Source organism: Bacteroides gallinarum DSM 18171 = JCM 13658 (assembly GCF_000374365.1).
Taxonomy (GTDB): Bacteria; Bacteroidota; Bacteroidia; order Bacteroidales; family Bacteroidaceae; genus Bacteroides; species Bacteroides gallinarum.
Genome location: NZ_KB894140.1, coordinates 20160 through 46560, shown reverse-complemented (window position 1 = coordinate 46560; position 26401 = coordinate 20160). Strand labels below are relative to the sequence as shown.

At 43.7% G+C, this 26401-nt stretch carries 23 protein-coding genes, 1 tRNA gene and 1 pseudogene; 17 read left to right on the top strand and 8 right to left on the bottom strand.

The window, feature by feature from the left end; genetic code table 11:
• Window positions 1–88: 88 nt before the first annotated feature.
• Window positions 89–1474 (bottom strand): polyamine ABC transporter ATP-binding protein, encoded by a 1386-nt coding sequence (locus C233_RS0114330; protein ID WP_018668264.1) that lies wholly within the window; start codon window positions 1472–1474, stop codon window positions 89–91.
• A 193-nt stretch (window positions 1475–1667) separates the two neighbouring features.
• Between C233_RS0114330 and C233_RS0114325 the strand changes: the two genes are divergently transcribed.
• Complete coding sequence (locus C233_RS0114325) at window positions 1668–2429, top strand: SDR family oxidoreductase (RefSeq protein ID WP_018668263.1); 762 nt, start codon at window positions 1668–1670, stop codon at window positions 2427–2429.
• A 15-nt stretch (window positions 2430–2444) separates the two neighbouring features.
• The gene (locus C233_RS0114320; RefSeq protein WP_018668262.1) at window positions 2445–3809 is read left to right on the top strand and encodes an MATE family efflux transporter; all 1365 of its coding nucleotides are present in this window, start codon (window positions 2445–2447) and stop codon (window positions 3807–3809) included.
• 604 nt (window positions 3810–4413) lie between these two features.
• On the opposite strand, the gene C233_RS0114315 is transcribed toward C233_RS0114320, so the two are convergent.
• Window positions 4414–4767: a winged helix-turn-helix transcriptional regulator gene (locus tag C233_RS0114315; protein WP_018668261.1), complete on the bottom strand. Its 354-nt coding sequence runs from the start codon at window positions 4765–4767 to the stop codon at window positions 4414–4416.
• A 155-nt stretch (window positions 4768–4922) separates the two neighbouring features.
• Here C233_RS0114315 and C233_RS0114310 point away from each other — a divergent pair, with 155 nt between their 5' ends.
• From C233_RS0114310 to C233_RS0114260, 11 genes are all read left to right on the top strand, one after another.
• Window positions 4923–5810, top strand: coding sequence for a radical SAM protein (locus tag C233_RS0114310; protein ID WP_025068955.1), 888 nt, complete (start codon window positions 4923–4925; stop codon window positions 5808–5810).
• Window positions 5811–5935: 125 nt separating this feature from the next.
• A complete protein-coding gene (locus C233_RS0114305; protein WP_018668259.1) occupies window positions 5936–6547 on the top strand; it encodes a TetR/AcrR family transcriptional regulator in 612 nt (203 codons plus the stop codon).
• A 98-nt stretch (window positions 6548–6645) separates the two neighbouring features.
• Window positions 6646–7752, top strand: coding sequence for a tyrosine-type recombinase/integrase (locus tag C233_RS0114300; protein WP_018668258.1), 1107 nt, complete (start codon window positions 6646–6648; stop codon window positions 7750–7752).
• A gap of 80 nt (window positions 7753–7832) precedes the next feature.
• The gene (locus tag C233_RS0114295; protein WP_018668257.1) at window positions 7833–8537 is read left to right on the top strand and encodes a hypothetical protein; all 705 of its coding nucleotides are present in this window, start codon (window positions 7833–7835) and stop codon (window positions 8535–8537) included.
• Window positions 8538–8603: 66 nt separating this feature from the next.
• The gene (locus C233_RS0114290; RefSeq protein WP_018668256.1) at window positions 8604–9437 is read left to right on the top strand and encodes an Imm26 family immunity protein; all 834 of its coding nucleotides are present in this window, start codon (window positions 8604–8606) and stop codon (window positions 9435–9437) included.
• A gap of 97 nt (window positions 9438–9534) precedes the next feature.
• Complete coding sequence (locus tag C233_RS0114285) at window positions 9535–10383, top strand: hypothetical protein (protein WP_018668255.1); 849 nt, start codon at window positions 9535–9537, stop codon at window positions 10381–10383.
• Window positions 10384–10465: 82 nt separating this feature from the next.
• The gene (locus C233_RS0114280) at window positions 10466–11182 is read left to right on the top strand and encodes a hypothetical protein (protein ID WP_018668254.1); all 717 of its coding nucleotides are present in this window, start codon (window positions 10466–10468) and stop codon (window positions 11180–11182) included.
• Between the two features lie 64 nt (window positions 11183–11246).
• Window positions 11247–12077: a hypothetical protein gene (locus C233_RS0114275; RefSeq protein WP_018668253.1), complete on the top strand. Its 831-nt coding sequence runs from the start codon at window positions 11247–11249 to the stop codon at window positions 12075–12077.
• 78 nt (window positions 12078–12155) lie between these two features.
• Window positions 12156–12755: a hypothetical protein gene (locus C233_RS0114270; RefSeq protein ID WP_244149075.1), complete on the top strand. Its 600-nt coding sequence runs from the start codon at window positions 12156–12158 to the stop codon at window positions 12753–12755.
• 25 nt (window positions 12756–12780) lie between these two features.
• A complete protein-coding gene (locus tag C233_RS0114265) occupies window positions 12781–13431 on the top strand; it encodes a hypothetical protein (RefSeq protein ID WP_018668251.1) in 651 nt (216 codons plus the stop codon).
• Window positions 13432–13479: 48 nt separating this feature from the next.
• On the top strand, window positions 13480–13836 hold the full coding sequence (locus tag C233_RS0114260; RefSeq protein ID WP_128081951.1) for a hypothetical protein: 357 nt from the start codon (window positions 13480–13482) through the stop codon (window positions 13834–13836).
• Between the two features lie 47 nt (window positions 13837–13883).
• Here the strand turns inward: C233_RS0114260 and C233_RS23700 are convergent.
• Together C233_RS23700 and C233_RS0114250 are read right to left on the bottom strand one after the other, a co-directional pair.
• Window positions 13884–14124, bottom strand: a pseudogene (locus tag C233_RS23700) (phage integrase SAM-like domain-containing protein); the annotation flags it as partial.
• 19 nt (window positions 14125–14143) lie between these two features.
• Window positions 14144–14983 (bottom strand): AraC family transcriptional regulator, encoded by an 840-nt coding sequence (locus tag C233_RS0114250; RefSeq protein WP_018668248.1) that lies wholly within the window; start codon window positions 14981–14983, stop codon window positions 14144–14146.
• Between the two features lie 127 nt (window positions 14984–15110).
• Between C233_RS0114250 and C233_RS0114245 the strand changes: the two genes are divergently transcribed.
• Window positions 15111–15719 (top strand): sugar O-acetyltransferase, encoded by a 609-nt coding sequence (locus C233_RS0114245; RefSeq protein WP_018668247.1) that lies wholly within the window; start codon window positions 15111–15113, stop codon window positions 15717–15719.
• Window positions 15720–15880: 161 nt separating this feature from the next.
• On the opposite strand, the gene C233_RS0114240 is transcribed toward C233_RS0114245, so the two are convergent.
• A tRNA-Lys gene (locus C233_RS0114240) sits at window positions 15881–15953 on the bottom strand.
• Window positions 15954–16618: 665 nt separating this feature from the next.
• Here C233_RS0114240 and ettA point away from each other — a divergent pair.
• The 3 genes from ettA to C233_RS0114225 all read left to right on the top strand — a co-directional run bounded on the left by ettA (window position 16619) and on the right by C233_RS0114225 (window position 23134).
• Window positions 16619–18316: an energy-dependent translational throttle protein EttA gene (ettA, locus tag C233_RS0114235; protein WP_018668246.1), complete on the top strand. Its 1698-nt coding sequence runs from the start codon at window positions 16619–16621 to the stop codon at window positions 18314–18316.
• A 224-nt stretch (window positions 18317–18540) separates the two neighbouring features.
• On the top strand, window positions 18541–21258 hold the full coding sequence (locus C233_RS0114230) for a TonB-dependent receptor (protein ID WP_018668245.1): 2718 nt from the start codon (window positions 18541–18543) through the stop codon (window positions 21256–21258).
• Between the two features lie 19 nt (window positions 21259–21277).
• The gene (locus tag C233_RS0114225; protein WP_018668244.1) at window positions 21278–23134 is read left to right on the top strand and encodes a choice-of-anchor J domain-containing protein; all 1857 of its coding nucleotides are present in this window, start codon (window positions 21278–21280) and stop codon (window positions 23132–23134) included.
• Window positions 23135–23256: 122 nt separating this feature from the next.
• Here the strand turns inward: C233_RS0114225 and C233_RS0114220 are convergent, their stop codons facing one another.
• The 3 genes from C233_RS0114220 to C233_RS0114215 form a co-directional block, all read right to left on the bottom strand.
• Entirely contained in the window at window positions 23257–23700 is a 444-nt protein-coding gene (locus C233_RS0114220; protein WP_018668243.1) for an N-acetylmuramoyl-L-alanine amidase, read from the bottom strand.
• A gap of 137 nt (window positions 23701–23837) precedes the next feature.
• Window positions 23838–23936, bottom strand: a complete 99-nt coding sequence (locus tag C233_RS24170; protein ID WP_154656074.1) for a smalltalk protein — start codon at window positions 23934–23936, stop codon at window positions 23838–23840.
• Between the two features lie 174 nt (window positions 23937–24110).
• A complete protein-coding gene (locus C233_RS0114215; RefSeq protein WP_018668242.1) occupies window positions 24111–24602 on the bottom strand; it encodes an HU family DNA-binding protein in 492 nt (163 codons plus the stop codon).
• Window positions 24603–26401 lie beyond the last annotated feature (1799 nt).

Genomic DNA, 26401 nt, shown 5'->3' with positions numbered 1-26401 from the left:
GCTTCTTGTTCGTTATCGGGTTCGTATTTCCGTCGGTCAGGTCTGAGTCTCAGGTTTGCGGCTCAGGTCTGCTTCTCGGGTTCGCATCTCAGGTTCGCGGTTCGATTCGTATCTTCTCCGGGGCAATCCGTATTCCTACTCTGTCTCCGTCGTCCCATACGTCGTTGGTGTCAACGAAGATGTCTTCGTCCCAGTCGGTGAACACGGTCAGGTGGTAATGGTTTCCTTTGTAGAGGATGAATTTCACCTCGCCCGTCAGCCGTCCGTCTTCTTCGTTGTCCTCGAGGATGATGTCCTGGAAGTCTACCTCCACCTTTACGGGTGTCTCCGGCCGGATGCCGTGTACCGGGCTGCACTCGAAGCTGCAACCCAGGAACTCCACATGCGTATCGTCCAGCAGCTTGCCTTCGAAGGTATTGCAGGTGCGTTCTTTCTTCATCACATGGATATCGAAAGGTTTCACCAGCAGGCCTACCTCGCGGCCTGCCTCGAAGCAGTGGTAGTCTTGCACCATTAGCTCGTAGCCCTCGCGGGTCTGTACCAGCATTTCGTAGTGTACGCCTTTGAATATGGCGCTTGTCACGGTTCCTGTGAGCTGTGCCGCATCCGACGGCTCGAAGATGTAGATGTCCTCCGGACGGATTACGACATCTACCTGTGCCTGCTCGCCGAAGCCTTCGTCTACGCACTCGAACTCGTGGCCGCAGAAGGTGACGAGCTTGTCGCGCACCATGATGCCGTTCAGGATGTTGCTCTCGCCGATGAAGTCGGCTACGAAGGAGTTGATTGGTTCGTTGTAGATATCTGTCGGAGTGCCGATTTGCTGTATCTTGCCCTCGCTCATTACCACGATTGTGTCGCTCAGCGTAAGGGCTTCTTCCTGGTCGTGGGTTACATATACGAAGGTGATGCCCAGTTTCTGGTGCATCTCTTTGAGCTCCATTTGCATGTCCTTGCGCATTTTCAGGTCGAGGGCGGCGAGCGGCTCGTCGAGGAGCAGCACTTCGGGTTCGTTGACAATGGCGCGGGCTATGGCTACACGCTGTTGCTGTCCGCCGGAGAGGGAGTCTACGTCGCGGTATTCGTAGTCGGTCATGCCTACCGTGCGGAGCGCCTGCTTCACCTTCTTACCGATAACGGCGGCGGGGAGCTTCTTCAGCTTGAGCCCGAAGGCGATGTTGTTGAATACGTTGAGGTGGGGGAAAAGGGCGTACTTCTGGAACACGGTGTTTACCGGACGGCGGTGGGGAGGGGTCTGCGTGACATCTTTCCCCGCAATGGTAATCACTCCTTCCGAAGCGGTATGGAAGCCTGCAATCAGACGCAGCAACGTCGTCTTTCCGCAACCGGACGGTCCCAGTATCGTTATAAACTCGCCCTTGCGGACAGACAAATTTACATCATTCAGTACGGCTTTATCTCCGAAGAACTTCGATACGTGCTCTACACCGATGATGCAGTCGGACTTTTGCATAAGCGTTTCTTACTTTATCCAAACTAATTAAACAAATCTCTACCTGCTGATATAGTCAGTCATAAAAAGCGGTGCAAAGGTACATATTTTCTCGGAAACTTTAAGGGTTACGGGTTATAAGTTGCTACTTATTTGCCGATGCTCGCAAATAAGTCATAACTTTGCAGCCTGTAACATTAAATTCCTACAACGAATGGAAAAGAAAATCGTACTTATCACGGGTGCTTCTTCGGGTATAGGGGAGGGCTGTGCACGCAAGTTTGCCATGAATGGTTACCGCCTGATTCTCAACGGACGGAATGTAGAGAAACTGACTGCCTTGAAGCGCGAGCTGGAGGCGGCGTACCGAGCGGATGTCTGCCTGTTGCCTTTCGACGTGCGCAACCGCCGGGCTGCGGAAACCGCCCTGGGTTCGCTTCCCGAAGAATGGCGGGCGATAGATATCCTTATCAACAATGCCGGGCTGGTAATCGGCGTGGACAAGGAGCATGAGGGTAGCCTGGACGAATGGGATGTGGTGATAGACACCAATGTGAAGGCGCTGCTTGCCATGACCCGCCTCGTGGTTCCCGGAATGGTGGAGCGCGGCCGCGGGCATGTTATCAATATGGGTTCCATTGCGGGCGATTATGCCTATCCGGGCGGCAGCGTGTACTGCGCTACCAAAGCTGCGGTAAAAGCGTTGTCCGACGGGTTGCGCATCGACCTGGTGGATACTCCCGTGCGGGTAACGAACATCAAGCCCGGCCTGGTGGAGACGAACTTTTCCGTAGTGCGCTTCCGTGGCGACAAGTCTGCTGCCGATAGTGTGTACAGGGGTATCCGCCCGCTTACCGGCGAGGATATTGCCGAGGTGGTGTACTTCGCCGCTGCCGTGCCCGAGCATATCCAGGTGGCGGAGGTGCTGGTGATGCCTGCTAATCAGGCTACGGGTACGATTGTCAGCAGGAAGTAGAAAGGAGTATCCGGGATGATAAACAAATACGAAGAACGCCTGGGTACGGAGCGTATGCTGCCCCTGGTTTTCAAAATGGCGCTGCCGGCAGTAGCGGCGCAGTTCGTCAACCTGCTTTATAGTATTGTAGACCGTATTTACATCGGGCATATACCGGGCATCGGAACGGATGCGCTGGCAGGGGTGGGGGTGACTATCTCGCTTGTCGTGCTGATATCTTCTTTCTCTGCCATTGTGGGTGGTGGCGGTGCGCCGTTGGCTGCCATTGCTTTGGGGCAGGGCGACCGCCGTCGTGCGGGGAAGATTTTGGGCAACGGCTTTACGCTGCTGGTTCTCTTTACCTTGTTCACCTCGCTCATTGCTTATACCTTTATGGAGCCTATCCTGCTCTTTACGGGCGCTTCGGAGCATACGTTGGGTTATGCGGTGGATTATCTTTCTATTTACCTGCTGGGCACGCTGTTCGTGGAGGTGTCTACCGGGCTGAACTCCTTTATCAATGCGCAGGGACGTCCCACGGTTGCCATGTGCTCGGTGCTGATAGGGGCGTTGCTGAATATCGTTCTCGACCCTATTTTCATCTTTTGGTTCGATATGGGGGTGAAAGGTGCTGCGCTGGCTACGGTGTTGTCGCAGGCTTGCAGTGCGGTGTGGGTGTTGTCTTTCCTGTTCTCGCGGCGTGCTTCCCTACCTTTGGAGAGGCGGTATATGAAGCTGGAAAAGGGTATCGTGCTTTCCGTGCTGGCACTCGGTATATCGCCTTTTATCATGGCGAGTACGGAGAGTCTGGTGGGTTTCGTGCTCAACAGCAGCCTGAAAGAGTTCGGGGATATCTACGTCAGTGCGCTCACCGTGTTGCAGACGTCGATGCAGTTTGCCAGCGTGCCGTTGACGGGGTTTGCACAGGGTTTTGTTCCGATAGCGAGTTATAACTACGGGCATGGCGACAAGCAGCGGGTGAAGGAGTGTTTCCGCATTGCGCTGGTTACCATGTTTTCCTTCAACCTCGTCCTGATGCTGTTCATGATTTTCTGCCCCACGGTGGTGGCATCTGCCTTTACGGGAGATGCAAGGCTGATAGAAACCGTTCGTCGGACGATGCCCGTATTCCTGGCCGGCATGACGATTTTCGGGTTACAGCGCGCCTGCCAGAATATGTTCGTTGCGCTGGGACAGGCAAGGATTTCTATCTTCATAGCCTTGCTGCGTAAGGTTATCTTGTTGATACCGCTGGCACTGATACTGCCGCACTTCATGGGGGTAACCGGGGTGTATGCGGCAGAAGCCGTGTCCGACGCTACGGCTGCCGTTTGCTGTACGCTGTTGTTCTTCTGGCAGTTCCCCAAGATTTTGGGGAGGATAGCGGGGAAGGCGGGCTGAGGGTAGGTCTGTCTTTTTCTCGTATTCGGCAGGGCTGGGATAAGGTAAAATTGTGAGTGTGTGTGCGTCTTATGGTTGTGTTTCATTTCTACCGTTGTTTTAGTTGTTTTATAAGAATAGGTTTCGGGTATCGTATTATTCTGCGATATAGTAGGCGTTTTTTAGACCTTAAGGGATAAGCCGTTATGTAATATTACATAAGTAGATTATATAAACAACTTTGCAAACAATGCAATATTATATTTTTTAATTGATAGTATATGATGGGCATATTATCGCTTATAGGGGGTGTGTCGGGTTCGTTGTGGGTTGACACGGATTTTAATTTTTCAGACAGAAGAACAGAAGAACAAAAAAGGGAGGACAGAAGGGATAGATAAAAAGGGAATGACGGAAAGGAAACACAAAAGGGAAGAATAAGAAGAATAAAAAGGGAAAGACGATAAGGACGAGCAGAAAGAACAGCAAGACAAAAGGGAGAAATCTGTGCTTTTGTTCTTCTGTCTGAATTTTAGGATTATGCAAACCGTTGAAGATAAACATCTTAAGGTTAGTGCAAGGTACAAGCTATATGTAGATATATACTTGTACCTTGCACTAAATTTCAATACTTATTTTTCCGTCTATTCTCCATTATCGTTTCAAAGTTTTCTTGTCCCCATTGTTTCAACAGCTCTAAATGAGGGATTAAAGTCTCTCCAAATTCAGATACGTAATATTCCACTTTGGGTGGTACTGAGGGATATATCTTTCTACTTACCAAGCCGTCCGTTACCAATGAACGTAAGACGGTAGAAAGCATCTTTTCCGATATAGAGGGGATTGTTTTGTATAGTTCATTGAAACGTGTTACTCCATTTTCGTGTAACTCCAATAAGACGACCAAAGCCCATTTGTCACCCAACCATTCCAGTATAGGGGATGCAGAACAATATTCATAATCTAACTTTTTTCGCATTTTTTTCGTCCTTAAATACATTGATATTGAGAAAAACTAACCCAAACGTAAGTGACTGACAGATAGTATAGTTCTTCTTTATTCAAAAAGAACGCCCTAACTTCGCAGTACAAAAATAGGGAAAATAAGTGATTTCAAGGCTTAATTTATAATATATGGAACTATTACATTTTACGGGACAAATATGGCGACCACCATACGAAGCAAGTTCCCAACTCTTACAGGTAACTGCCGGATGCACTCACAACAAGTGCAAGTTTTGTAGTTTATATCACGGGACAAAGTTTCGTTTATCCCCTATTACGGAAGTCGAAGAAGATTTGAGAGTGATACAAACCTATCAGCCTAAAGCCCGGCGTGTGTTTTTAACAGGGGCTAATCCATTTGCGTTGAGTTATAACAGATTGTTGGAGTTAGGTCTTTTGATTAGGAAATATCTCCGCTACTGTGAGAGCATCGGTATGTTTTCCCGAATTGCAGATATCAAGCCGAAAACGGTAGAGGAACTGAAGAATTTGCGTCACTTAGGTTTCGACAGTATCAGTATCGGAACAGAGTCGGGTGATGACAATACATTAGGGGCAATGAACAAGGGATATACAGCTAATGATATTATCGAACAATGCAAGAAACTGGAAGAAGCAAATATCAGATATAATTTAGTGTATTTGACAGGGCTTGCGGGAAAGGACAAGGGAGAACAGAACGCTGTCAATACTGCCGATGTATTCAACCGGTTGCACCCTTTTACCATAAACTTTGTATCGCTGACTGTATTTCCTGATTCGGAATTATATGAGGAAATACAGCGTGGTGATTTTGTAGAAGCTACCGAACACGAAAGACTATTGGAGTTACGGACTTTTATTTCAAGGCTTCATATAGAAACAACCTTATTGGGAAATACGGTATCAAATACTGTTCCATTCATTGGAATGATACCTAATGACAAAGTTCGGTTGCTTAATGAATTGGATTTGGTAATAAAGAATATGGATGAAAGTGAATTGAAACAGTACAGAGATAGTATCAAATCCCTGTAAATAAATTGTAGCATAGAAATGAATGACTTGTCCTAAAATAGCTTTGCAGAATGTGTTATTAGCTGCTAATAAAACAGGAGAAAAAGTGTATCTTCGTGATTGAAAATATAAAATCTGTATGTGATATGATAACTAACCGGGATGAAGTGCTGGAAAACGCATTTAAAGTTTTTGTGAAGATGAACTATGAGAAAGCGAGCTTTACAGAAATTGCCAAAGCATGCGGGCTGGCAAGGACTGGCATTGTTCATTATTTCCCTCACAAACAAGACTTGTTTGTGGCTGTGGTGGATAAATTCATATTTCAAACACATCACCCGAAAAATAAATTCGATAGTACTGAATGTACGCTGGCAGAGTTTATCGAACAGTATATAAAGGGGGTAAATATCACCATGAAACGGTTGGTGGAACTTATGGACGATGGCAATAATCCCTATGGATGTAGCCCTAATTTTTATTATTACCACTTTTTTACGCAAGTTAGAATGTACTACCCTAATATTCAGGAAAAGACTGCACATTTTTTCAAACAGGATTACGACCTTTGGATGAATATCATACAGAAAGCAAAGAATAACGGAGAAATACGACCCGATACGGATGTTAAAAGGGCTGCTACCATGTTCAGACAAATGTATTTCGGCTTATCATACGAGCAGGCTTATTTAAATGGGCTTGATGTGGAAGAACTGGCAAGCAATTTTCGCTATATATATTCATTATTAAAAGCGTGATTTTCATTTTTTACTGATTTGGGTCAAATAAAAACGAATGAGCGTTCGTTTTCTTGTTGTTTTCCCTATCTTTGGAGCATGAACCTATTTTCAGCAACATGGATAATGTACAGAAACAACGGGAAAGCATCGTCTTGTACAAAGAAATAAGAAATGGACAGGACTACATAGGGATAGATTATGCAAACAGTCAGGCTATTGCCTTGGCTTTATCCCAAGATACCGAAATCGAGATGGACGGAAATGGTCGCGCCTATGTGTCGGCATCTACATTCCGACTTCCTGTTTTTTATGAACGTTACTCTCCCCATGTCTATATTGATTACAACCGGGTATATATTCGGCATCCGAAACCTAAACGTGAATATATACTGCCTAAAGGTTATCTGGAACTGCTGGAACAGAAACGGTACAGTCCTTCTACCATAAAAGCCTATAAAATCTATTTCAGTGATTTTATGGAGTACTACAAAGGGCGTGACCTCGACCTGCTGACAGTCGAGAATATAAATACCTATATGCTCTATATAGTAAAGGAGAAACATATATCTGCCACCCAACAAAATATGCGTATCAACGCAATTAAGTTCTACTATGAAAAGGTCAGAAAGGGTAAACGGCAATACTACGGCGGGATTGCCCGTGCCAAAGAATATAAGGCTTTACCCGAAGTGTTGAGCCGGGAAGAAATGAAAAACATCTTTACACAGATAACCAACCGGAAACATCGGTGCATGATTTCCTTGATATACTCTGCCGGATTACGGCGTAGTGAACTTCTTAACCTGACCCCGAAAGATATTATTAGTGAACGGATGCTGATTAAGATAGCTGGCAAGGGGAAGAAATGTAGATACTCTCTACTTTCAGAAAAGGTACTCAAAGAACTAAGGAGTTATTACAAAGAATATAGACCACAAAATTGGCTTTTTGAGGGCGAACAGGCAGGTGAACAATATTCACCCAGCGCATTGGTGAAAATATTGAAAGAAGCGGCAAGAAAAGCCGGAATAAAACTCCGGGTACATTTGCACATGCTCCGGCACACTTTCGCTACCCATTTGCTGGAACAAGGGACTGACCTAAGAACTATTCAAGAACTTATGGGGCATAATGATACAAAAACAACCTCTATTTACCTACACGTGTCGAATGCTTACAAAGCCAAAATTCCTAATCCGTTGGATAGTTTGGATAATGATTAAGTTACGATTTAATAGAGAATAGGAACTACACCATAATGTGTAGTTATTGAATACATTAGCTACCATAAAATTATAATTGAATGAGAAAGTATAAATACACCAAAGAAACATTAGATGTAGCACTGCAAGGACTACAATCCGAAGATGTTGCGGAACGAAAGAAATACATAAAATTTATTTCCAATGCATCACGTAGTGAATTGTTCGGCAAGACGTGTGATACAATTAATGTACAAAGCTGGTTCTTATCACTAGAAAACCGGGAAAAGTTAATAAATGCTGTACGCCAAGAAACTGAACCAAAGTTACTTTGGGAGTATCTGTTAATAATAGATTCAGTATGTGACAGGTATATAGATGCTTCCTTTTATACCAAAGATTTTGCAAAAGAGCCATTATGTGTTGAGTTCAAACAACGGGCTTATGAAATAGCGAAACAATATTCGAAACATTCAAGTGCAATAGTCAGGCAAATGTCTGGTTTCATAATGGGCTACATGGGAGATAATGACGTGTGGGACATTTTTTGCGATGTTATGGCAAAGAAAAGAGACTACCTTACAATCAGTCACATAACACTGGGTATAGTATGGTTTTGTACTAAAGTAAACGTAAATGACGGACAGATATTTGGTGGAACTATGACAGAACACCAACGAACTAATATTCTCAATAGCTTACAATCAGTCTATGAACACTCCTCGAATAGAAGTATTGAGGGAATGTGCTTAAGAACGATTGGAAAACTGTCCAAAACAAAAGAAGTAGCTAACGAGCCAAGATAGCTGCTGAACGCAGCCCCTTGTCAACCCATTACCAGCTATTAAGGGGTAGTGATAAATTGGAATGATATGGATGAAATAGTAAATTACGGAAATATAGAAATTGTACTTCCAAATGAAACGCTTGGATGTTTTTTAATCTTCCAAGATTTGGTAAATGTTTTTGGAGTGACATATCAATATGAAGCGGTTGGCTTATTAAAAAACGAATTGAAAAATTGTGTGGATTTAAAACCCAAACCGAATATTGATTATGAAGCAGACAATACCTATATTGAAAGTCGAAGTGCAGATACAATTTTTAAAGTGGTGGAGATTATAAATAATCTGACAATAGAAAAGCTTAAAGCCTATCTATCCAACGATGAAAAGCGGGAAATTCTCAAAAAACTAAAAACGTGGAAAAGACCGAAAGCTGCGAAATGGAAAGTCGGAGATGTATTCAGCTTAAAACTGAAAGATGAAACATTCATGTTTGGGCAAATTATTGACACGCATTTGACGCATAAATCGCCAACCTGCTGCCTTTTTGAAATCAAAAAGAAAACAGACCAAGTAACATATAAAGAATTAATAGAAAGTCGAATCATCTCCATTGAAAATACAGACAACGAATATTTAAGTAATAAGACATTTAAGATACTATTTAATGTAGCCCCTCTCGCAAATGCGAAAGTGTCAAAGAAAAGAATTATAGGAGACTCAACTTTGTTGAACTTATGTAATGCGTATTATGGCTTAGAGCCGTGGAATGTATTATATGATGCCACATATTATGACAAAATGTTATTTGGCGGTATCAAACGCCCAAAAACAGTTTTGTTATTGGATGAAAAAGAGCGAAATAAATATCGGTTAGAACATTTTGGAATAAATGAAAATAATGAACGAATAGGTAAATGATAGCTGGTGACAAGCCAAGATAGCTGCTAAACGCAGATACTTGTCAAACCATTATAGACAACTAAAGAAGAACCCAACAGAATAGAAAGTATCAAATATGAAAAAGAACTCTTTTGACAAGGTTATTGATAAAAATTTGAATAAATATATCAATTTGCCTCTTGAAGAACACGAATACCTTCAAGAATTTTATAATAATCCTACGGTTAAAATGCAAGATTATTATAAATGGCGTTCTGCCAGTATGCTTTGTTTTGGAATACATTATTATTCGTTTTGGTATAATCCTAATGAGGAAGATTTCAAAGGGATAATAGATGCGTTTGCAATGACATATATTGCACATATCATGTATTTGTATGATAAAGAAAAGAAATACATGAGAACCTTAGTTGAAGGTGTCCCTTTGTTTTTATCTATTCTTTCTTTTGGAAAAGAACAGGAGATAAACTTAATGTTCCACGCAATAATAGGTTTAATCCGTGATGCTTTGAACAAAAAATGTTCTATAAATCATCAAGATCGAACTTTGCAGGAAACATTCTTGCTATATGACGCATATACCAATGCCGCAAACCATGAGATTTGGAAAGAATATATAACCAAACCGCTTATTCAAGATTATCAACGTGGATTTGATATCATCCTTTCTGATAATGAAGATGAAATAAACTCGGTTCTTTCTGACATGATGAAACACCACAGAAAAACGGCTCACATAGAGTCGTTTATAAGTAATGAATTTTATTCTACTGAATGGCGTGTGTTTCCAATAGAAATTATTGCACTTATGCGTTATCGCTATTTGCAAGGAAAATCTATCGACTTTATAGAACATGAAGTGTTGTCAAAATTCATTCCATATTTAAAAAAAACTGAATATACCTTGTCACCAAAGATAGAAGCAGCTAAAACAAAAATATATGAGATACTTTCTTTGAGTTAGTTCTCCTTATTTAGAAAGTGAGTTCATAACGAGGTCGAGATAGCAGCTAAACGCTGTTCCTCACCAAACCATTATAAACAATATGTATCGCATAGCAAACATAGTATTATTTGTTCTTACCATTTTCGTGGTAATGGGATGTTCTTGTAGTAAAACTTTGTGTAAAAGTAACATACAAGATGTGATACTCAATGTAGATAAATTCCGTAAGCAAAGTAAGAAAGAGTATCAGTATATAGAAGAAGATGCGGAAAGATTGTTTGTAAATTCAGCATCGGTTTATCCCGATACATTATACTGCCAACAATACAATTTGTTGCAAGGCTATTTTTATGGAGAAGCTGGATTTGATTTGTATTGCACGTGGTATGCACAATTCAATGCCAATAATAGGAAACAATTTAGTGGAGAACGTAAAACATTAAACAAAATGTTCTATTGTGTAAATGATATGTTGAGATGTATTGCCGGGGGTGGTACGGGCTTCACGCATGAAACGTACCGCATACCTGCATACACAGAGTATTATATCTATAAATATCAGAATATGGAAACGAATAAGAAACTTCAAAATAATGATATTAGCCAAACGCTTTCAAACTTGTGGCAGATAATAGCTGCTTACAATAGCGAAGATATGCCCTTTGAAGTGTTAGCTTATAAAATGAAATACATATATGAAAACATGGAGTATATAAAATCATTGCTTACTACTGAAAAATATCATTGTTACCTGCAAGAATATATGTACAGACTAATAAACGAAAATGTAAGTGGGCAAGAACAATTAAATTTATAACAAGGTCGAGATAACAGCTAAACACTGTTTCTCACCAAACCATTACAGATAATAGTGCATAAACATGAAGAATGTAAAATACATATTTTGTTTTGTCTTTTGTTTTATAGCAATGAAGGATGCTAAAGCACAAAGTGGCACTGATTTGTCTGCTTTGGAAAAACAGCTTTGCTTTATTCAAGACACGTTATATACGTTACGGCAAAATTATTCCTATACGAATGATAATTACTGTGATTCTTTACAAAATAGATTCTCTATCCTGCTGAAAGAACTTTGTAAAGTCGATAAAGGGATGAAATACGACTTTAGAGAATTGAGGAAAAAAGAACGGCAATTTACTATTGCGGTATCAACAGACGGGAATATGAGGGTATTTTCCCGAAACACTTATTGGGGCGGTACTATGCCCTTGTTTGCTTCTTATATGCAATATAAGGATAAAGAACAATCTTATTTCTTCGATATGAATGATGATAACGATATGGGGATATGTTATGATACTATTTATTCCATTCAAGCATTGGATAAAAGTTATTACCTGCTTTCAGGGACAAGCCAGATAGCGACCGCATATCCTTTAGCAGTAATGAAAGCTGTTAGTTGTACAAATGGTAAGTTGAAGCAAGATACAATATTCGTTTCCGATAATCAGCAAAAGGATTATTTGTCTATCTCTTATCGTGATGCAAAAGATAATATAGACGCACGGTTATTCATCGGCAGTAATTTTACGTTTCCCCGTATCGTATATATCGGAATACAAAAGGAAATTTTAAAGCCTGTTGTTGTAAAAAATAAAGACGATACCGAATATGTCAGTAGAGAAATTGAGGTATATAAACTTGTAAGAAATAAGAATGAAATAAAATTCATCAGTAACAACGAAAGATAACCCCTAAACAGCGTTCCTTTCCAAACCATTATAAACAATTAGATTTGAAATAGGATGATAGTCATTATATTGCCTCTTATGCTAATCATAGCATTACTGGATTGCCTTATCCGAAAGGATTTAAGACATTCCGTGATATTTGCATTCCCGATTATCATTCTTATAGGAATATATGTGTGGCTATTCACATTACTACCTGTACAATGGGGATTAAAAAGAATACCTTTCATTGAACTGGTACAAATAAGAGATATATCTGCAAATGACTATACCGATAGCCGATACAATTATGCCAAACACAATGGTGTGATAGAATTTGTAGCAGATAAAAAACTTGATGATTATGAAGTAATTTTAGAAGGAAGTAATATCAGCAATTTAAGTCACAATGATTTCATGAATAATGATAGTCTTGCCATATTAACCTCTTATGACGTGGCTTTTATTAAGAAAGTAAATGATAAGTTTTTGTATAAAGCGTTGTTCATTACAAAGCAATCTAATGACAGGAAAGTATATGATAGTATCTATTGTAAGGTATTTATAATACGAATGTTTGTTCCTATTTATGAAACAAACGAGATTGCTATACCATATAATAACTATTTTAAATTAAAGAATAAAGTTTATAACGAGGTCGAGATAACAGCTAAACGCTGTTCCTTACCAAACCATTAGTTGTAATAATTAGAAATATATAGATATGAAACTAAAAGCGATATTTCATGATGCTTTTCTTTTTTTAGGCATAGCCGTCGAAGGTTTGCTATTATTACAAACACACATATTCATGGAAAAAGGGAAATTCGGCTATATGCTGGTGACTGGAAGCCTTGCGGTAGTTCCGATTGCTATTGTTATCTGGGTAATGCGAAGAAAGAAGACACAAGGAAAGAAAATCAAAGAGAAACACAAGGCATTGCTTCGCTCCAAAGGTATTACTTTGAAAGTGGATTTAAACAGTTGCGAAATATGTGAAAGCAAACAAAATGTCCATTACACCCGAATGGATGTACCTGCTTACTCGTTCAAAACACGTTTATATTCACCTACTTCGTTAGATGAACCGGATTTGCCCCACCAATCTTTGCATAGTCAGGAGATTAACGCCTGCGAAGCATTGACAAATCCCGACCGAATGAATGAACCGCTTTCTTATGAACGTTGCCATTGTACAGTAAAAGTTACTTTAGACTATCGGGGAAAACAGACGCAGTTTGTCAGCGAACCAATTATTATGGATAGAAGTAGTTTAGGTGTTTTTCTTGCCTTACAAAAAGACGGAGTTATTTATATAAATCCAAAGAATGAAGAGGATTACTTCTTCGACCTTGATTTTCTAAAACAGGAATAATACAAGATAATACTTACAACGTTTCTTTTCAGGCCATTATATAGAAACATGAAAACAACAATGCCATATAAAAGAACTGAAAACATTCTGTATGCCGTGATTTCGCTATTCGTGGGATGGCGTATCACTTTTTACCATACATCTGCTCTGCCCGATTTTGATATAGCCGCAAACAATATATACACAACGATTGAATGTGAAGTGCTGACATTTGTATTATGGGGTATGCTGATATTCCTTTTCCGCTTTATCGGGAAACAGGTGGATGATATAAGGAAAAAGCGATTGTTCAAGATAACTTCCGTGCTGGTATATTGGCTAATTGTATGGGGATTCTGCCATTATCAATGCGCCATAAAAGCGGTACAGGATTGGAATGATATGATGAACGGGAATATGGGATAACCGTAGCAGTTACAGTTATCCGAATATCATAACTGACATAAAAAAATATTGCATATCCTGCTTATCTCGTCCTTGTCAAGATACCCTCTTTCTATATACTCAAATTTGAGTTTGTAATTGGCGAACGGGTCGGCAGTAATCAATCCCGTACCTTGTGCAAAGTTTACTACCGTGCGGAAACGCCGGATGAACTTCATAGCTGTGTTAGGTGAACAATCGTGGTTCTTTATTATATAATAGGTAGAAGTTCTCAATAAATACTTTGTTGATTTGACGTATCGGCATATCCTCCTAAAAAATAGCCTTATTAAATCCGATACTTCTTCCTAAAATCAGTTGGATTGCAATTTTTGTATTTCTTGAATAGCTTGTTCAAATGGCTTTCATCTGTAAATCCAAGTTCTTCTACTATTTCGCTAATTCTCATTTCGCTGTGCAGAAGACGGTTTTCCACCATTTGCATTTTATAATTGAAGATATATTGCTGCATGGTTTCATTAGTCTGCTTTTTGAAGTATCTCCCAAGATAATTGGGGGAAATGCCGAAAAGTTGGCTTATCGTTTTGGCTTTTATCTTCTCGGGATAACAAATATTCGACTGGATGTATTGCAATATGTTCAGTGACTTATCTTCTGAATTCTCGTCTATCTGTTCAGGCAGGAACAAAGCAATGTTACGGGCGACAACAATCACGATTGTATTGATTAGCTGCGTAATAATTTCACTGCTATATATCTTTTTGTTCAAGTATTCACGAATAATCGCTTCTATCATAGGTTTTACCAGCAACTTGTCGGTTTGGTTGCGTAAGATACAGCCGGGGCGATGATTGGCGTGTTGTAGTATAAACTCTAACCGTTGGATATTCTCCGCACCGAAGACTGCCGAATGAATATAGATGTCATTGAATTTTATATAAACAAACTTTGTGGTAGTATGGATGTCGAACGAATGTATATCGCCGGGAGTAATCATAAAGAGATGTCCGTCATGATAAGGAAACCTATTATTATTTATCCACTGAACACCTGTTCCCGATAGAATATAGACCAATTCAAAAAACGTATGGTCATGCTCCTTTAATTGCGACTCATCCAGTTCACTGAAACTGATTTCAAACGGTTGGTGTAGATTTTCCCTTTTCATTTTATGTAATCTGCTATTCAAGTGTAAAGATACAAATAAAGAGAAAAATAATACAGATTTTATTTTATGAATATGTATAACTTTGCCACAAATAGAAAGATAGTAGTAACTTTTATCATGAGTAGGTATGAAAACAGAATTGGAAAAATGCTTGTCGGGCGAATGGTACGATTGTCATGCTCCCGTATTTATGGAGTTTAAAAGAAAGACACATGAATTGTTGCTGAAATACAATTCATTGCCGTATGATTGTAAAGAGGCAAAGTATGCGTTATTGAAAGAAATGTTTGAAAGCGTTGGTGAAAAGGTTTCGGTAGGGCATTCTTTTATATGTGATTATGGCTGTAATATCCGTATAGGAAACAATGTCAGTATAAATACCGGATGCACCTTTGTGGATTGCAATAAAATCACAATCGGAAACAATGTATTGATAGCCCCAAATGTACAAATCTATACGGCTACTCATCCGGTGGAACTGGGCGAACGCTTAGAACCCGTAGAAAACCAAAATGGAATAGAATATATCCGCCACACGTATGCTTTGCCCGTAACCATTGAAGACGGCTGCTGGATTGGTGGCGGTGTTATCATCCTGCCGGGTGTCACCATTGGACGGGGAAGTGTCATCGGGGCGGGAAGTGTTGTCACTAAATCCGTTCCGGCAAATAGTCTTGCCATAGGAAATCCATGTAGGGTAATTCGGGAAATCAATACTTCGCATAGCCATGATTAAATTAGTCGCTTTTGATTTGGACGGTACATACCGGTTTACATCTTGGTTTACATCAGAGCCACGGTTTACCGGTTTACATCAGAGCCTTCAAACCGCAGTGTATATAAAGAAAAAGCGATTATCTGATTTAGATAACCGCTTGATTTTTAATCTTTTAAGAGTGATCCGCTTGGGGCTCGAACCCAAGACCCCAACATTAAAAGTGTTGTGCTCTACCTGCTGAGCTAGCGAATCAATCCTTAGCGCTGTTAAGCGGGTGCAAAGATATAGACTTTTTTGGAAGTTACAAAGGAATTTCGCTTTTTTTCTTATCTTTGTCCCGGAATTGGGTGATAGAACCGCTTTTGGGCGAGGGTAGGCATAATCCGGATTTCTGTTATGGCGTAGAGTTTCTATTATTGGGATGATATCATAACCGGTTGGGAGGAGATTGGTGCTGAGAGGAATTGGTTTTGAGAAGAAGAAATAACAATAGATATAGATAATGGACAATAAACAATAACCTAATACCGGCTTGTATCCCCTATCTTGTATATATTATATATACATGATACATGTTACATGTTACTTATTGCTTACATATTATTATAATATACACATGATACATATTACTTACATAATATAGTGTACACACATGATACATATTATTTGCATGGTATAATACACACATAATACAATTACTTACGTAATATAATACACACATGATACATATTACTTACATAATATAATACGCACATGATACAATTACTTACGTAATATAATACACACATAATACAATTACTTACATATCCTTTTATAATACACACATAATACATTATACTAAATAATCCAGTAACACTAATAACCCAATAACACTAAATACTAATATAACAAATGTATAACATAAAATCCTAACTCATATGGCAACAGTAGACGATAAGAAAATCATCTTCTCTATGGTAGGGCTGAACAAGACCATTCAGCAGACCAACAAGCAAGTATTGAAGAACATCTACCTCTCGTTCTTCTACGGAGCGAAAATCGGCATTATCGGTCTGAACGGTTCGGGTAAGTCCACCCTGCTGAAGATTATCGCCGGATTGGACAAATCCTACCAGGGCGAAGTAGTATTCTCACCCGGATATTCGGTAGGATACCTGGCACAAGAACCCTATCTCGACCCCGCAAAGACAGTAAAAGAAATAGTAATGGAAGGCGTGCAACCCATTGTAGACGCACTGGCAGAATACGAAGAAATCAACCAGAAGTTCGGGCTGCCCGAGTACTACGAAGACCCGGACAAAATGGACAAACTCTTTACCCGCCAGGCAGAGCTGCAAGACATCATCGACGCTACCGACGCATGGAACCTCGACAGCAAGCTGGAACGCGCTATGGACGCACTCCGCTGCCCGCCCGAAGACCAGTCCGTAGAACACCTCTCCGGCGGTGAGCGCCGCCGTGTGGCACTCTGCCGGCTGTTGCTCCAGAAACCCGATGTGCTGCTCCTGGACGAGCCCACCAACCACCTCGACGCCGAGTCTATCGACTGGCTGGAACAACACCTGCAACAGTACGAAGGCACGGTAATCGCCGTTACCCACGACCGCTACTTCCTCGACCACGTGGCAGGCTGGATACTCGAGCTCGACCGAGGCGAAGGCATCCCCTGGAAAGGCAACTACTCCAGTTGGCTGGAACAGAAAACCAAACGCATGGAAATGGAAGAAAAGACCGCCAGCAAACGCCGCAAGACACTCGAACGCGAGCTGGAATGGGTACGCATGGCTCCCAAGGCACGCCAGGCAAAAGGCAAGGCACGTCTGAACTCCTACGACAAACTGCTGAATGAAGACGTGAAAGAGAAAGAAGAAAAACTCGAAATCTTCATCCCCAACGGTCCCCGCCTGGGCAATAAAGTCATCGAAGCCAAACACGTGGCGAAAGCCTTCGGCGACAAACTCCTGTTCGACGACCTCAACTTCATGCTCCCCCCCAACGGCATTGTAGGCATAATCGGTCCCAACGGCGCCGGTAAAACCACCCTTTTCCGCCTAATCATGGGGCTGGAAACACCCGACAGCGGCGAGTTCGAAGTAGGCGAAACCGTAAAAGTAGCCTACGTAGACCAACAGCACAAAGACATCGACCCCGCCAAGAGCGTCTACCAGGTAATCTCCGGCGGCAACGACCTAATCCGCATGGGCGGGCGCGACATCAACGCACGCGCCTACCTGTCGCGCTTCAACTTCTCCGGAGCCGACCAGGAAAAACTCTGCGGCGTACTCTCCGGCGGCGAGCGCAACCGCCTCCACCTGGCACTCTGCCTCAAAGAAGAAGGCAACGTGCTGCTCCTGGACGAGCCCACCAACGACATCGACGTCAACACACTACGCGCCCTCGAAGAAGGCCTCGAAGACTTTGCCGGATGCGCCGTAGTCATCAGCCACGACCGCTGGTTCTTAGACCGCATCTGTACACATATCCTTGCGTTCGAGGGAGACTCCAATGTATTCTTTTTCGAAGGCTCCTATTCGGAATACGAAGAAAACAAACTGAAACGGCTGGGCAGGGAAGAGCCCACCCGCGTACGTTATAGAAAGTTGATGAATGACTGATTTCCTGTTTTATTTGAAAGCATATACATCTCATCCGTGACAAAAAGAAAGCTCCGCAGGCAAAATGCGGAGCTTTTTTTATTAAGAGATTTTCAGGGTTGTTTAGCAGCCTTAAAAAATGTAACACGAAAGTAATTGATAATTGATGTAATAATATTATATTTGCAACTTAGAAACATCTTTTAATGATTTATTAACACTGTCTATTAACTAAAAGCAGAATTATGAGAAAACATCTGATTCAATTTCTGTCGGTGCTCCTGCTGTCGGTATTCACCTCCGCAGCATGGTCACAGACCACAGTGCATGGTCAGCTTGTCGATGCAGAAACCGGCGAACCATTGGTTGGTGCTGCCGTTATGGTAGAAGGAACCACCCAAGGGTCGGTAACCGACATCGACGGTTATTTCAAGCAAAGCGTTGCTTCCGGTGCTACATTATTATTTAAGTACATCGGTTACAAAGACCAGAAGAAGAAAATTACACAGAAGAGCGCTTCTGTGGAGCTTGGAACAATCCGGATGCAGCCCGATGCGGTGATGCTGTCCGACGTTACGATTACCTCATCCGTTGCCGTGGCACGCAAGACACCGGTAGCCGTATCCACCGTAGACCCGGTGTTCATCGAAGAAAAGCTCGGTTCGCAGGAATTCCCCGAAATCCTGAAATCCACCCCCGGTATCTACACCACCAAAGACGGTGGCGGCTATGGCGACGCACAAACCCGTATCCGCGGTTTCAAGAGCGAGAACGTAGCCATGATGATAAACGGCGTGCCGATGAACGGCATGGAAAACCAGAAAGTATACTGGTCTAACTGGGCAGGACTGTCCGACGTAACCCGCAGCATGCAGGTACAGCGCGGTCTGGGAGCCGCCAAAGTATCGGTTCCGGCAGTAGGCGGCTCTATCAATATCGTAACCAAAAGCACGGAAGCCAAGAAAGGCGGCTTCGTATCCTACGGCATGGGTAACGACGGCTACAACAAAATCCTGTTCAGCGTCTCCTCCGGACTGTCCAAAGACGGCTGGGCATTCACCCTGTTGGGCGGCAAGACCTGGGGCGACGGCTACATCCAGGGCACAGAGTTCGAAGGCTACAACTGGTTTGCCAGCGTTGCCAAGCGCTTCAACGACAACCACCAACTGTCACTCACCGCATTCGGCGCCCCGCAGTGGCACAACCAGCGCAACAACCAGAACGGACTAACCATTAAAGAATGGCAACGGGTCAAGAAATACATGGGCGAAGACAGCCCCTACAAGTACAACCCCACCTTCGGTTACCGCAACGGGCAAGTCTACAACTCCTCCCGCAACTCATACCACAAGCCTCAGATTTCGCTCAACCACCTGTGGCAGATAGACCGCAAGTCCAGCCTGAGTACGGCACTCTACGTATCTATCGGCCGCGGTAACGGATATAGCGGTTCGGGCGACTCCGCCAACCGCAGCCGCTGGTACGGCGCAAGCAACGGATTGGTAAACAACGACTTCCGCGAGGCAGACGGCACATTCTCCTACGACCAGGTAGAAGCCCTGAACGCAGCCAGCGAAACCGGTTCCAAGATGATTATGGGCAAATCCATGAACAACCACATGTGGTACGGACTGCTCTCCACCTATACCACCAAATTCGGTGAAAACTTCGACTTCTACGGAGGCATCGACCTGCGTTACTACAAAGGCCTGCATCAGAACATCATCGTCGACCTCTTCGGCGGCGATTACTTCGTAGATGCCGAGAACCGCGGCAAAATTCTTGCCGAGAACAATCCAGCCGCCGCCGACCCCAATTTCAAGAACCAGAAACTCGGCGTGGGCGATGTATATTACCGCGACTACGACGGCTTTGTAATGTCCGAGGGCGCATTCGCACAACTTGAATACAACCGCGACAAGGTCAGCGCATTCGTCTCCGGCGGACTCTCCAATACAGGATACTGGCGCTACGACCGCATGTATTACAGCAAAGACAAGGCGAAATCCGACACCAAGAACTACCTGGGCGGAAACATAAAAGGCGGCGTCAACTACAACCTCAACGAAAAGAACAACGTATTCTTCAATGCCGGCTTCATAACCCGCGCTCCGATGTTCGATACCTCTTTCGTCAATTCGCAGAATTCACATGCCCGTAACGAAGACGCCAAGAACGAAAAAGTCATGTCCTTCGAAGTAGGCTACGGCTACCGCAGCAGCATCTTCACCGCCAACCTCAACGCATACTACACCCGTTGGATGGACAAAGCACTGTACGATTCCGGCGACTTCGACTACAACGTAGACGGACAAAACATCAAAGACCGCTATACCTTGAACATGACCGGCGCCAACGCCAACCACATGGGCGTTGAGCTGGACTTCGCAATCCGTCCGTTACGCTGGCTGGATATCAACGGAATGTTCTCCTGGGGCGACTGGCGCTGGAACGGCAATGCCAGCGGATACTACTACAACGCTGCCGGCCAGTTGATGACAGACTTCAAGGGCGGCACACTGTCCGATATCTCGCAAGCTTCCAACTACAAGGCAAACATTAAAATGGATAATGTCTACGTAGGCGGTTCGGCACAGACCACGGCAGCCCTGGGCGTAAATATCCGTCCTATGCAAGGACTGCGCATCTCGGCAGACTGGAATTTCTTCGCACGCAACTTTGCCGACTACGACATCGAGGCGGGAAATGCCGGTTTCGGCGATGAAATCGTGGTGGTAAGCCCGTGGGAAATCCCCTCGTACAGCACGTTCGACCTGAGTGCGGGATACACCTTCGACTTCGGCAAGGTACGCGCTACGCTGAGCGGCAACATCAACAACCTTTTCGACCAGGAATACATAGCCGATGCCCGCGACGGCAGCAGCCACGACTGGGAAACGGCTACCCGTGTGCTCTACGGCTTCGGGCGTACCTACTCCGTGCGGTTGAAGTTCAATTTCTAAACCTTTAAGAACTACGATTATGAAGAAAAAGTTTATATACAGTTTGTGTGCAGTCGCTTTCCTGATGACAGGCTGCGATTACAACGAAGACAATTTTCCCGGCTACGAGGAAGGAGGCCGTCCTACCGATGTTGCAAAGATTGTCTACACGCTTACCGATGCCGACTACGATGTAATGGGCGGCGATGTGAAGCAGAACAAGTACTTCTCTGCCGATGCCATGCCCGACGACTACATCCCCGGCTGGCTTGCCGATACCTATTTCTCGGTGGATTTGAACTCCTCGGCGAAGATTACATACCGTTTCAAAACGGTATATCCCAAGTACAATGATATCCCGTACCTGCAACTCACAGAAGATGATTATACTATTATTCATGGTGAGGGATATTACGGGCCTTATCTGAACGAAGGTACGGAAGATGACATGTATAAGATACTGAATAAAAAGTATACTGACGCTAAGAACGGGGCATTCTCTTTCGTAGAATATCAATATAATAAAGATGCCCAGCCGGAGTTGATAGAAACTCCCGTTGCCCAATACGATTTCGAAGATTTGACTAAAGGCGACCTCGAAACGATGTCCGGCTGGTATCTCTGGGCCGAAGGTAATAAATGGACAGTGGGCGAATACAGCAAGAACAAGTATCTGCAATTTACCGCCAACAAAGCCGACGGTCCTGCGGAAGCTTGGCTGGTAACCCCCGGCATCAAGATAGAAGGGGCTGACAAGAAGTTTGCATGGGATGTTAATGTCGGTTACTGGAAACACGACGGATTGAAAGTACTTATCTCTACCGATTTCGACGGTGCAGATGTAACTAAGGCAACTTGGACTGATGTAACAACTGAGTTCACCCTGCCTCAAACCCCTACGGACGACTGGGGAGATTTGGCAAGAGCAGGTACTATGAACTTGGATACCTATGCCGGGCAGACAATCTACATCGCTTTCCACTACACAGGCAATTCGGATGAGAAAAAAACTACCAGCTATCAGATAGACAACATTATCGTAGGCAAGGACATTCCTACCGTAGTCAATACCACAATGCGTTTCGCCTTGTACGAACGTAGAAATAACAGGTGGGAACTCTTTGAAGACTCCGGCGAGGCGCAATTCATTCCGTGGGACGCCTATGAAGAAATGGGAACCGGCGACGACCGTCCGGGCGAGGACTACTCCTTCAGCTCCACCGTCAAGGCAGAAAACTACATTCCGCGTTACCTTGCCGATAATGTAGCTTACCCCATGGGCGGCGATACCTGTACTGTAATCTACCGCTACTATGCAGGCAGCGGCAATTACCAGGCCAATGCCGACCAGTACATCTACAACGACACCATTAACGTATGGAAGTACAGCGACAACATAGCTATCGAAACAAGACCTTACGCCTATAACGGTACGGAATGGCAATACTCTCCGAGCATCCTCATCGACCTGCCCGCAGGGAAAAACAACGACGAGGTATCCGAGTTCTATCAAGCCATTACCGACTGGGTGAAAGAAAACCATGCCGAGTACGTAACCTCCTACGGCAATAACGATTACTATTACGGCGGTTCGGCCTATCAGAACAACTTCGACTTCCGTGTGAGCGCATGGCAAGGACAAGGCACGTACGACGGCATGTCCTCCGACGAACTCAGCGAACTGATGTGGGAGCGTCTGCCCGAAGCCTTCCCGCACGCACTGGAAGCCCTCTATGCCGATGCCGCACCAGCCGACAATGGCGTAGACGTAATCTATACGATTAACTTCGGCGTGTACGACGGTTCTTCCACAACCACTTATACCATACAGTATAAAGTGATTGGCAAAGGGCAGTTCGAGTACGTTGAAGACTCCCTGAAGAAAGCGGATGCATAGCATACTGCCCATATAAGCTGCCGGGCAGATATATTGAAAGGCGCGGATTACGCGGGTTTCACGAAACTCCCCTTGGGAGGAGGACGTGAAGCCGGTGTAGTCCGCGCCTCGTTTGTGCACGTTTACCATTTCTCCTTCTTCACCTCGAAGCACGGACACTGCTTAGTCCATTCCATGGGTTCCACTTCACCGTTACCATTCAGGTCGGGGCTCAGGTCGCGATGCCCCACCACCCGGGCGTCGGGGTAGTCCAGCAGCAAAGCTCTTACGAGTACGCGGAGCGAATGGCGCTGCCACTCGGTACGTGTGTCGCACGGCAGTCCGTAGCGGTTCAGCCCGCCCTCATAACAGATACCTATCGAGTGGGCATTGTAGCCGCGGGCATGTGCACCGGGCTTTTCGAGCGGACGGGTAGTCAGGATATGACCGTCGCGACGTATGTAGAAGTGATAGCCCGTACCGTCGAAACCGCGCCTGCGGTGGGCAGCCTCCAACGCCTGCTCGGTAAAAGGACAGTTTTCGCGCGTGGCGGTGCAATGGATAACGATTAAAGTGATTGAACGCATAGAGAGGAGTATAAATTGTGAATTATGAATTATGGATTATGAATTATAGATTTATAGATTATAAGGTGTAAACACACATATTATAAAGTATAAAGCACTAAGTCTACAACACCTGAAATAGAAAGGCAGAGGAGGAGCTAATTCATTGCATGAACACTCACTGCACCGAGAATGGCTGACGCCACCGCTATTACGATTTTAAGGAGTTTATCCCACCAAGATGATTTTGTTGCCATAATAATTGAATTTAGTTAATAGAATTGGGTTAATTGAAAAATGAATTATTGAATAATAAAGAATAAGACAGTAAAGTGTAAAGCATAAAGTAAAGAGTAATAGTAGAAAACACAAGTACCGGCAAACAGATTACCCGTCACTGTTACACTTTACACTTGGGGGCGGGTAAGGGGCTAACCCAACGGATTTTCTTCTTCGCCGTCGTCACCGCCGCTGCTACCACCGGAAGAACCGGCTGTCTTGGGGTTGTACAGTTCGAAAGCTATGTTGTTGGGAGCCCCTTTGGTAGTGGCGCTGGAGTCGTTTACCAAGCGCAGACCGCTGTCGGTAAGGAAACGGATATTCACCTTGTCGATATTCTTAACAGTGCAATCTTCCGATTTTGTAGTGCCCTTGCTGTGGAAAGTGGTGTAGAATACACCGAGCCCGTCCAACTTTACACTATCTCCGTCCGTCAGCTTGCGTTTGAGGTTGCGCACGAGGGCGGTAACTACGTGCTCCACATCCTCGGCGGACATGCCGCCCAGTTCTTCAATCTCTTGCGAGATACGCTTAGTGTCGTACAAACGGGAGTTCTTGGCCTTCCGTTTCAGGTAATACAGTTGCGGGGAAGTCTTGTCCCCGACTTTCTGGTGGCGTTGAATACGCTCTACGATAATTGTCATAAGCTCGATTTTTAGAGGTTAATTAAATAATTTGTTGATTGCTAACGGATAGAAGGGGAAGTCTCCGCGGCGATATTCCTTACCTCGTTTCGTTGAAACAAAGATACGGCAGCAGCAAGGAAGAAAATACGTTTGAGTAAGTTTCAGTAAGGATAAGTATGCTTTAGTAATAATAAGTACGCTTCGGTAATAATATGTATGTTCCGGTAAGGATAGGTAGGGGCGGATGTATTCGGTCAGTTTGTGTGTGTCTGCTTCTATTTCGGTGTGAGTGGGCGTATTTGGTGAGTTTGAGTACATATGTTTCTATTCTGGTAATGATGAGTCTGTTTTCGCCTGTTCCGGTACATCCGGATACATTCCGGCAATACCGGGTTGACTTAGGTAGTCATGGTACACCGAAATAGTAGTAGATGCACTTAAACTCACCGAATACACCTGCTCACATCGAAATGGCAACAGATACACTCAAACTCACCGAATACGCCCACTCATACCGAAATAGCAGCGGATACACTCAAACTCACCGAATACACCCACTCACACCGAAATAGCAGCATCTGCACTTAACCTCACCAAATACACCTATTCACACCGAAATAGTAGCGGATACACTCAAATTCACCGAATACACCTACTCGCACCGAAATAGCAACAGGTACACTCAAATTCACCGAATACACCCACTCACACCGAAATGGCAACAGGTACACTCAAATTCACCGAATACACCCACTCACACCGAAATGGCAACAGGTACACTCAAACTTACCGAATAGACCTATTCACACCGAAATAGCAGCAGATACACTCAAATTCACCGAATACACCTACTCGCACCGAAATGGCAACAGGTACACTCAAATTCACCGAATACACCCACTCACACCGAAATGGCAACAGGTACACTCAAACTTACCGAATAGACCTGCTCACACCGAAATAGCAGCATCTGCACTTAACCTCACTGAATACACCCATTCACACCGAAATGGCAACAGATACACTCAACCTTACCGAATACACCTGCTCACACCGAAATAGAAATAGATGCACTTAACCTCACCGAATACACCCATTCACACCGAAATGGCAACAGGTACACTCAAACTTACCGAATAGACCTGCTCACACCGAAATAGCAGCATCTGCACTTAACCTCACTGAATACACCCATTCACACCGAAATGGCAACAGATACACTCAACCTTACCGAATACACCTGCTCACACCGAAATAGAAATAGATGCACTTAACCTCACCGAATACACCCATTCACACCGAAATGGCAACAGGTACACTCAAACTTACCGAATAGACCTGCTCACACCGAAATAGCAGCATCTGCACTTAACCTCACTGAATACACCCATTCACACCGAAATGGCAACAGATACACTCAACCTTACCGAATACACCTGCTCACACCGAAATAGCAGCGGATGCACTCAAACTCATCGAATACACTTATTCACACCGAAATAGCAGCGGATACACTCAACCTCACCAAATACACCTATTCACACCAAAATAGCAGCGGATGCACTCAAACTTACCGAATACACCTGCTCACACCGAAATAGAAATAGATGCACTTAACCTCACCGAATACACCCATTCACACCGAAATAGCAGCGGATACACTCAACCTCACCGAATACACCTACTCGCACCGAAATAGCAGCATATGCACTAAAACTCACCAAATAGACCTGCTCACACCGAAATGACAGCGGATGCACTTAACCTCACCGAATACACCTGCTCGTACTGAAATAGCAGCATTTACACTTAACCTC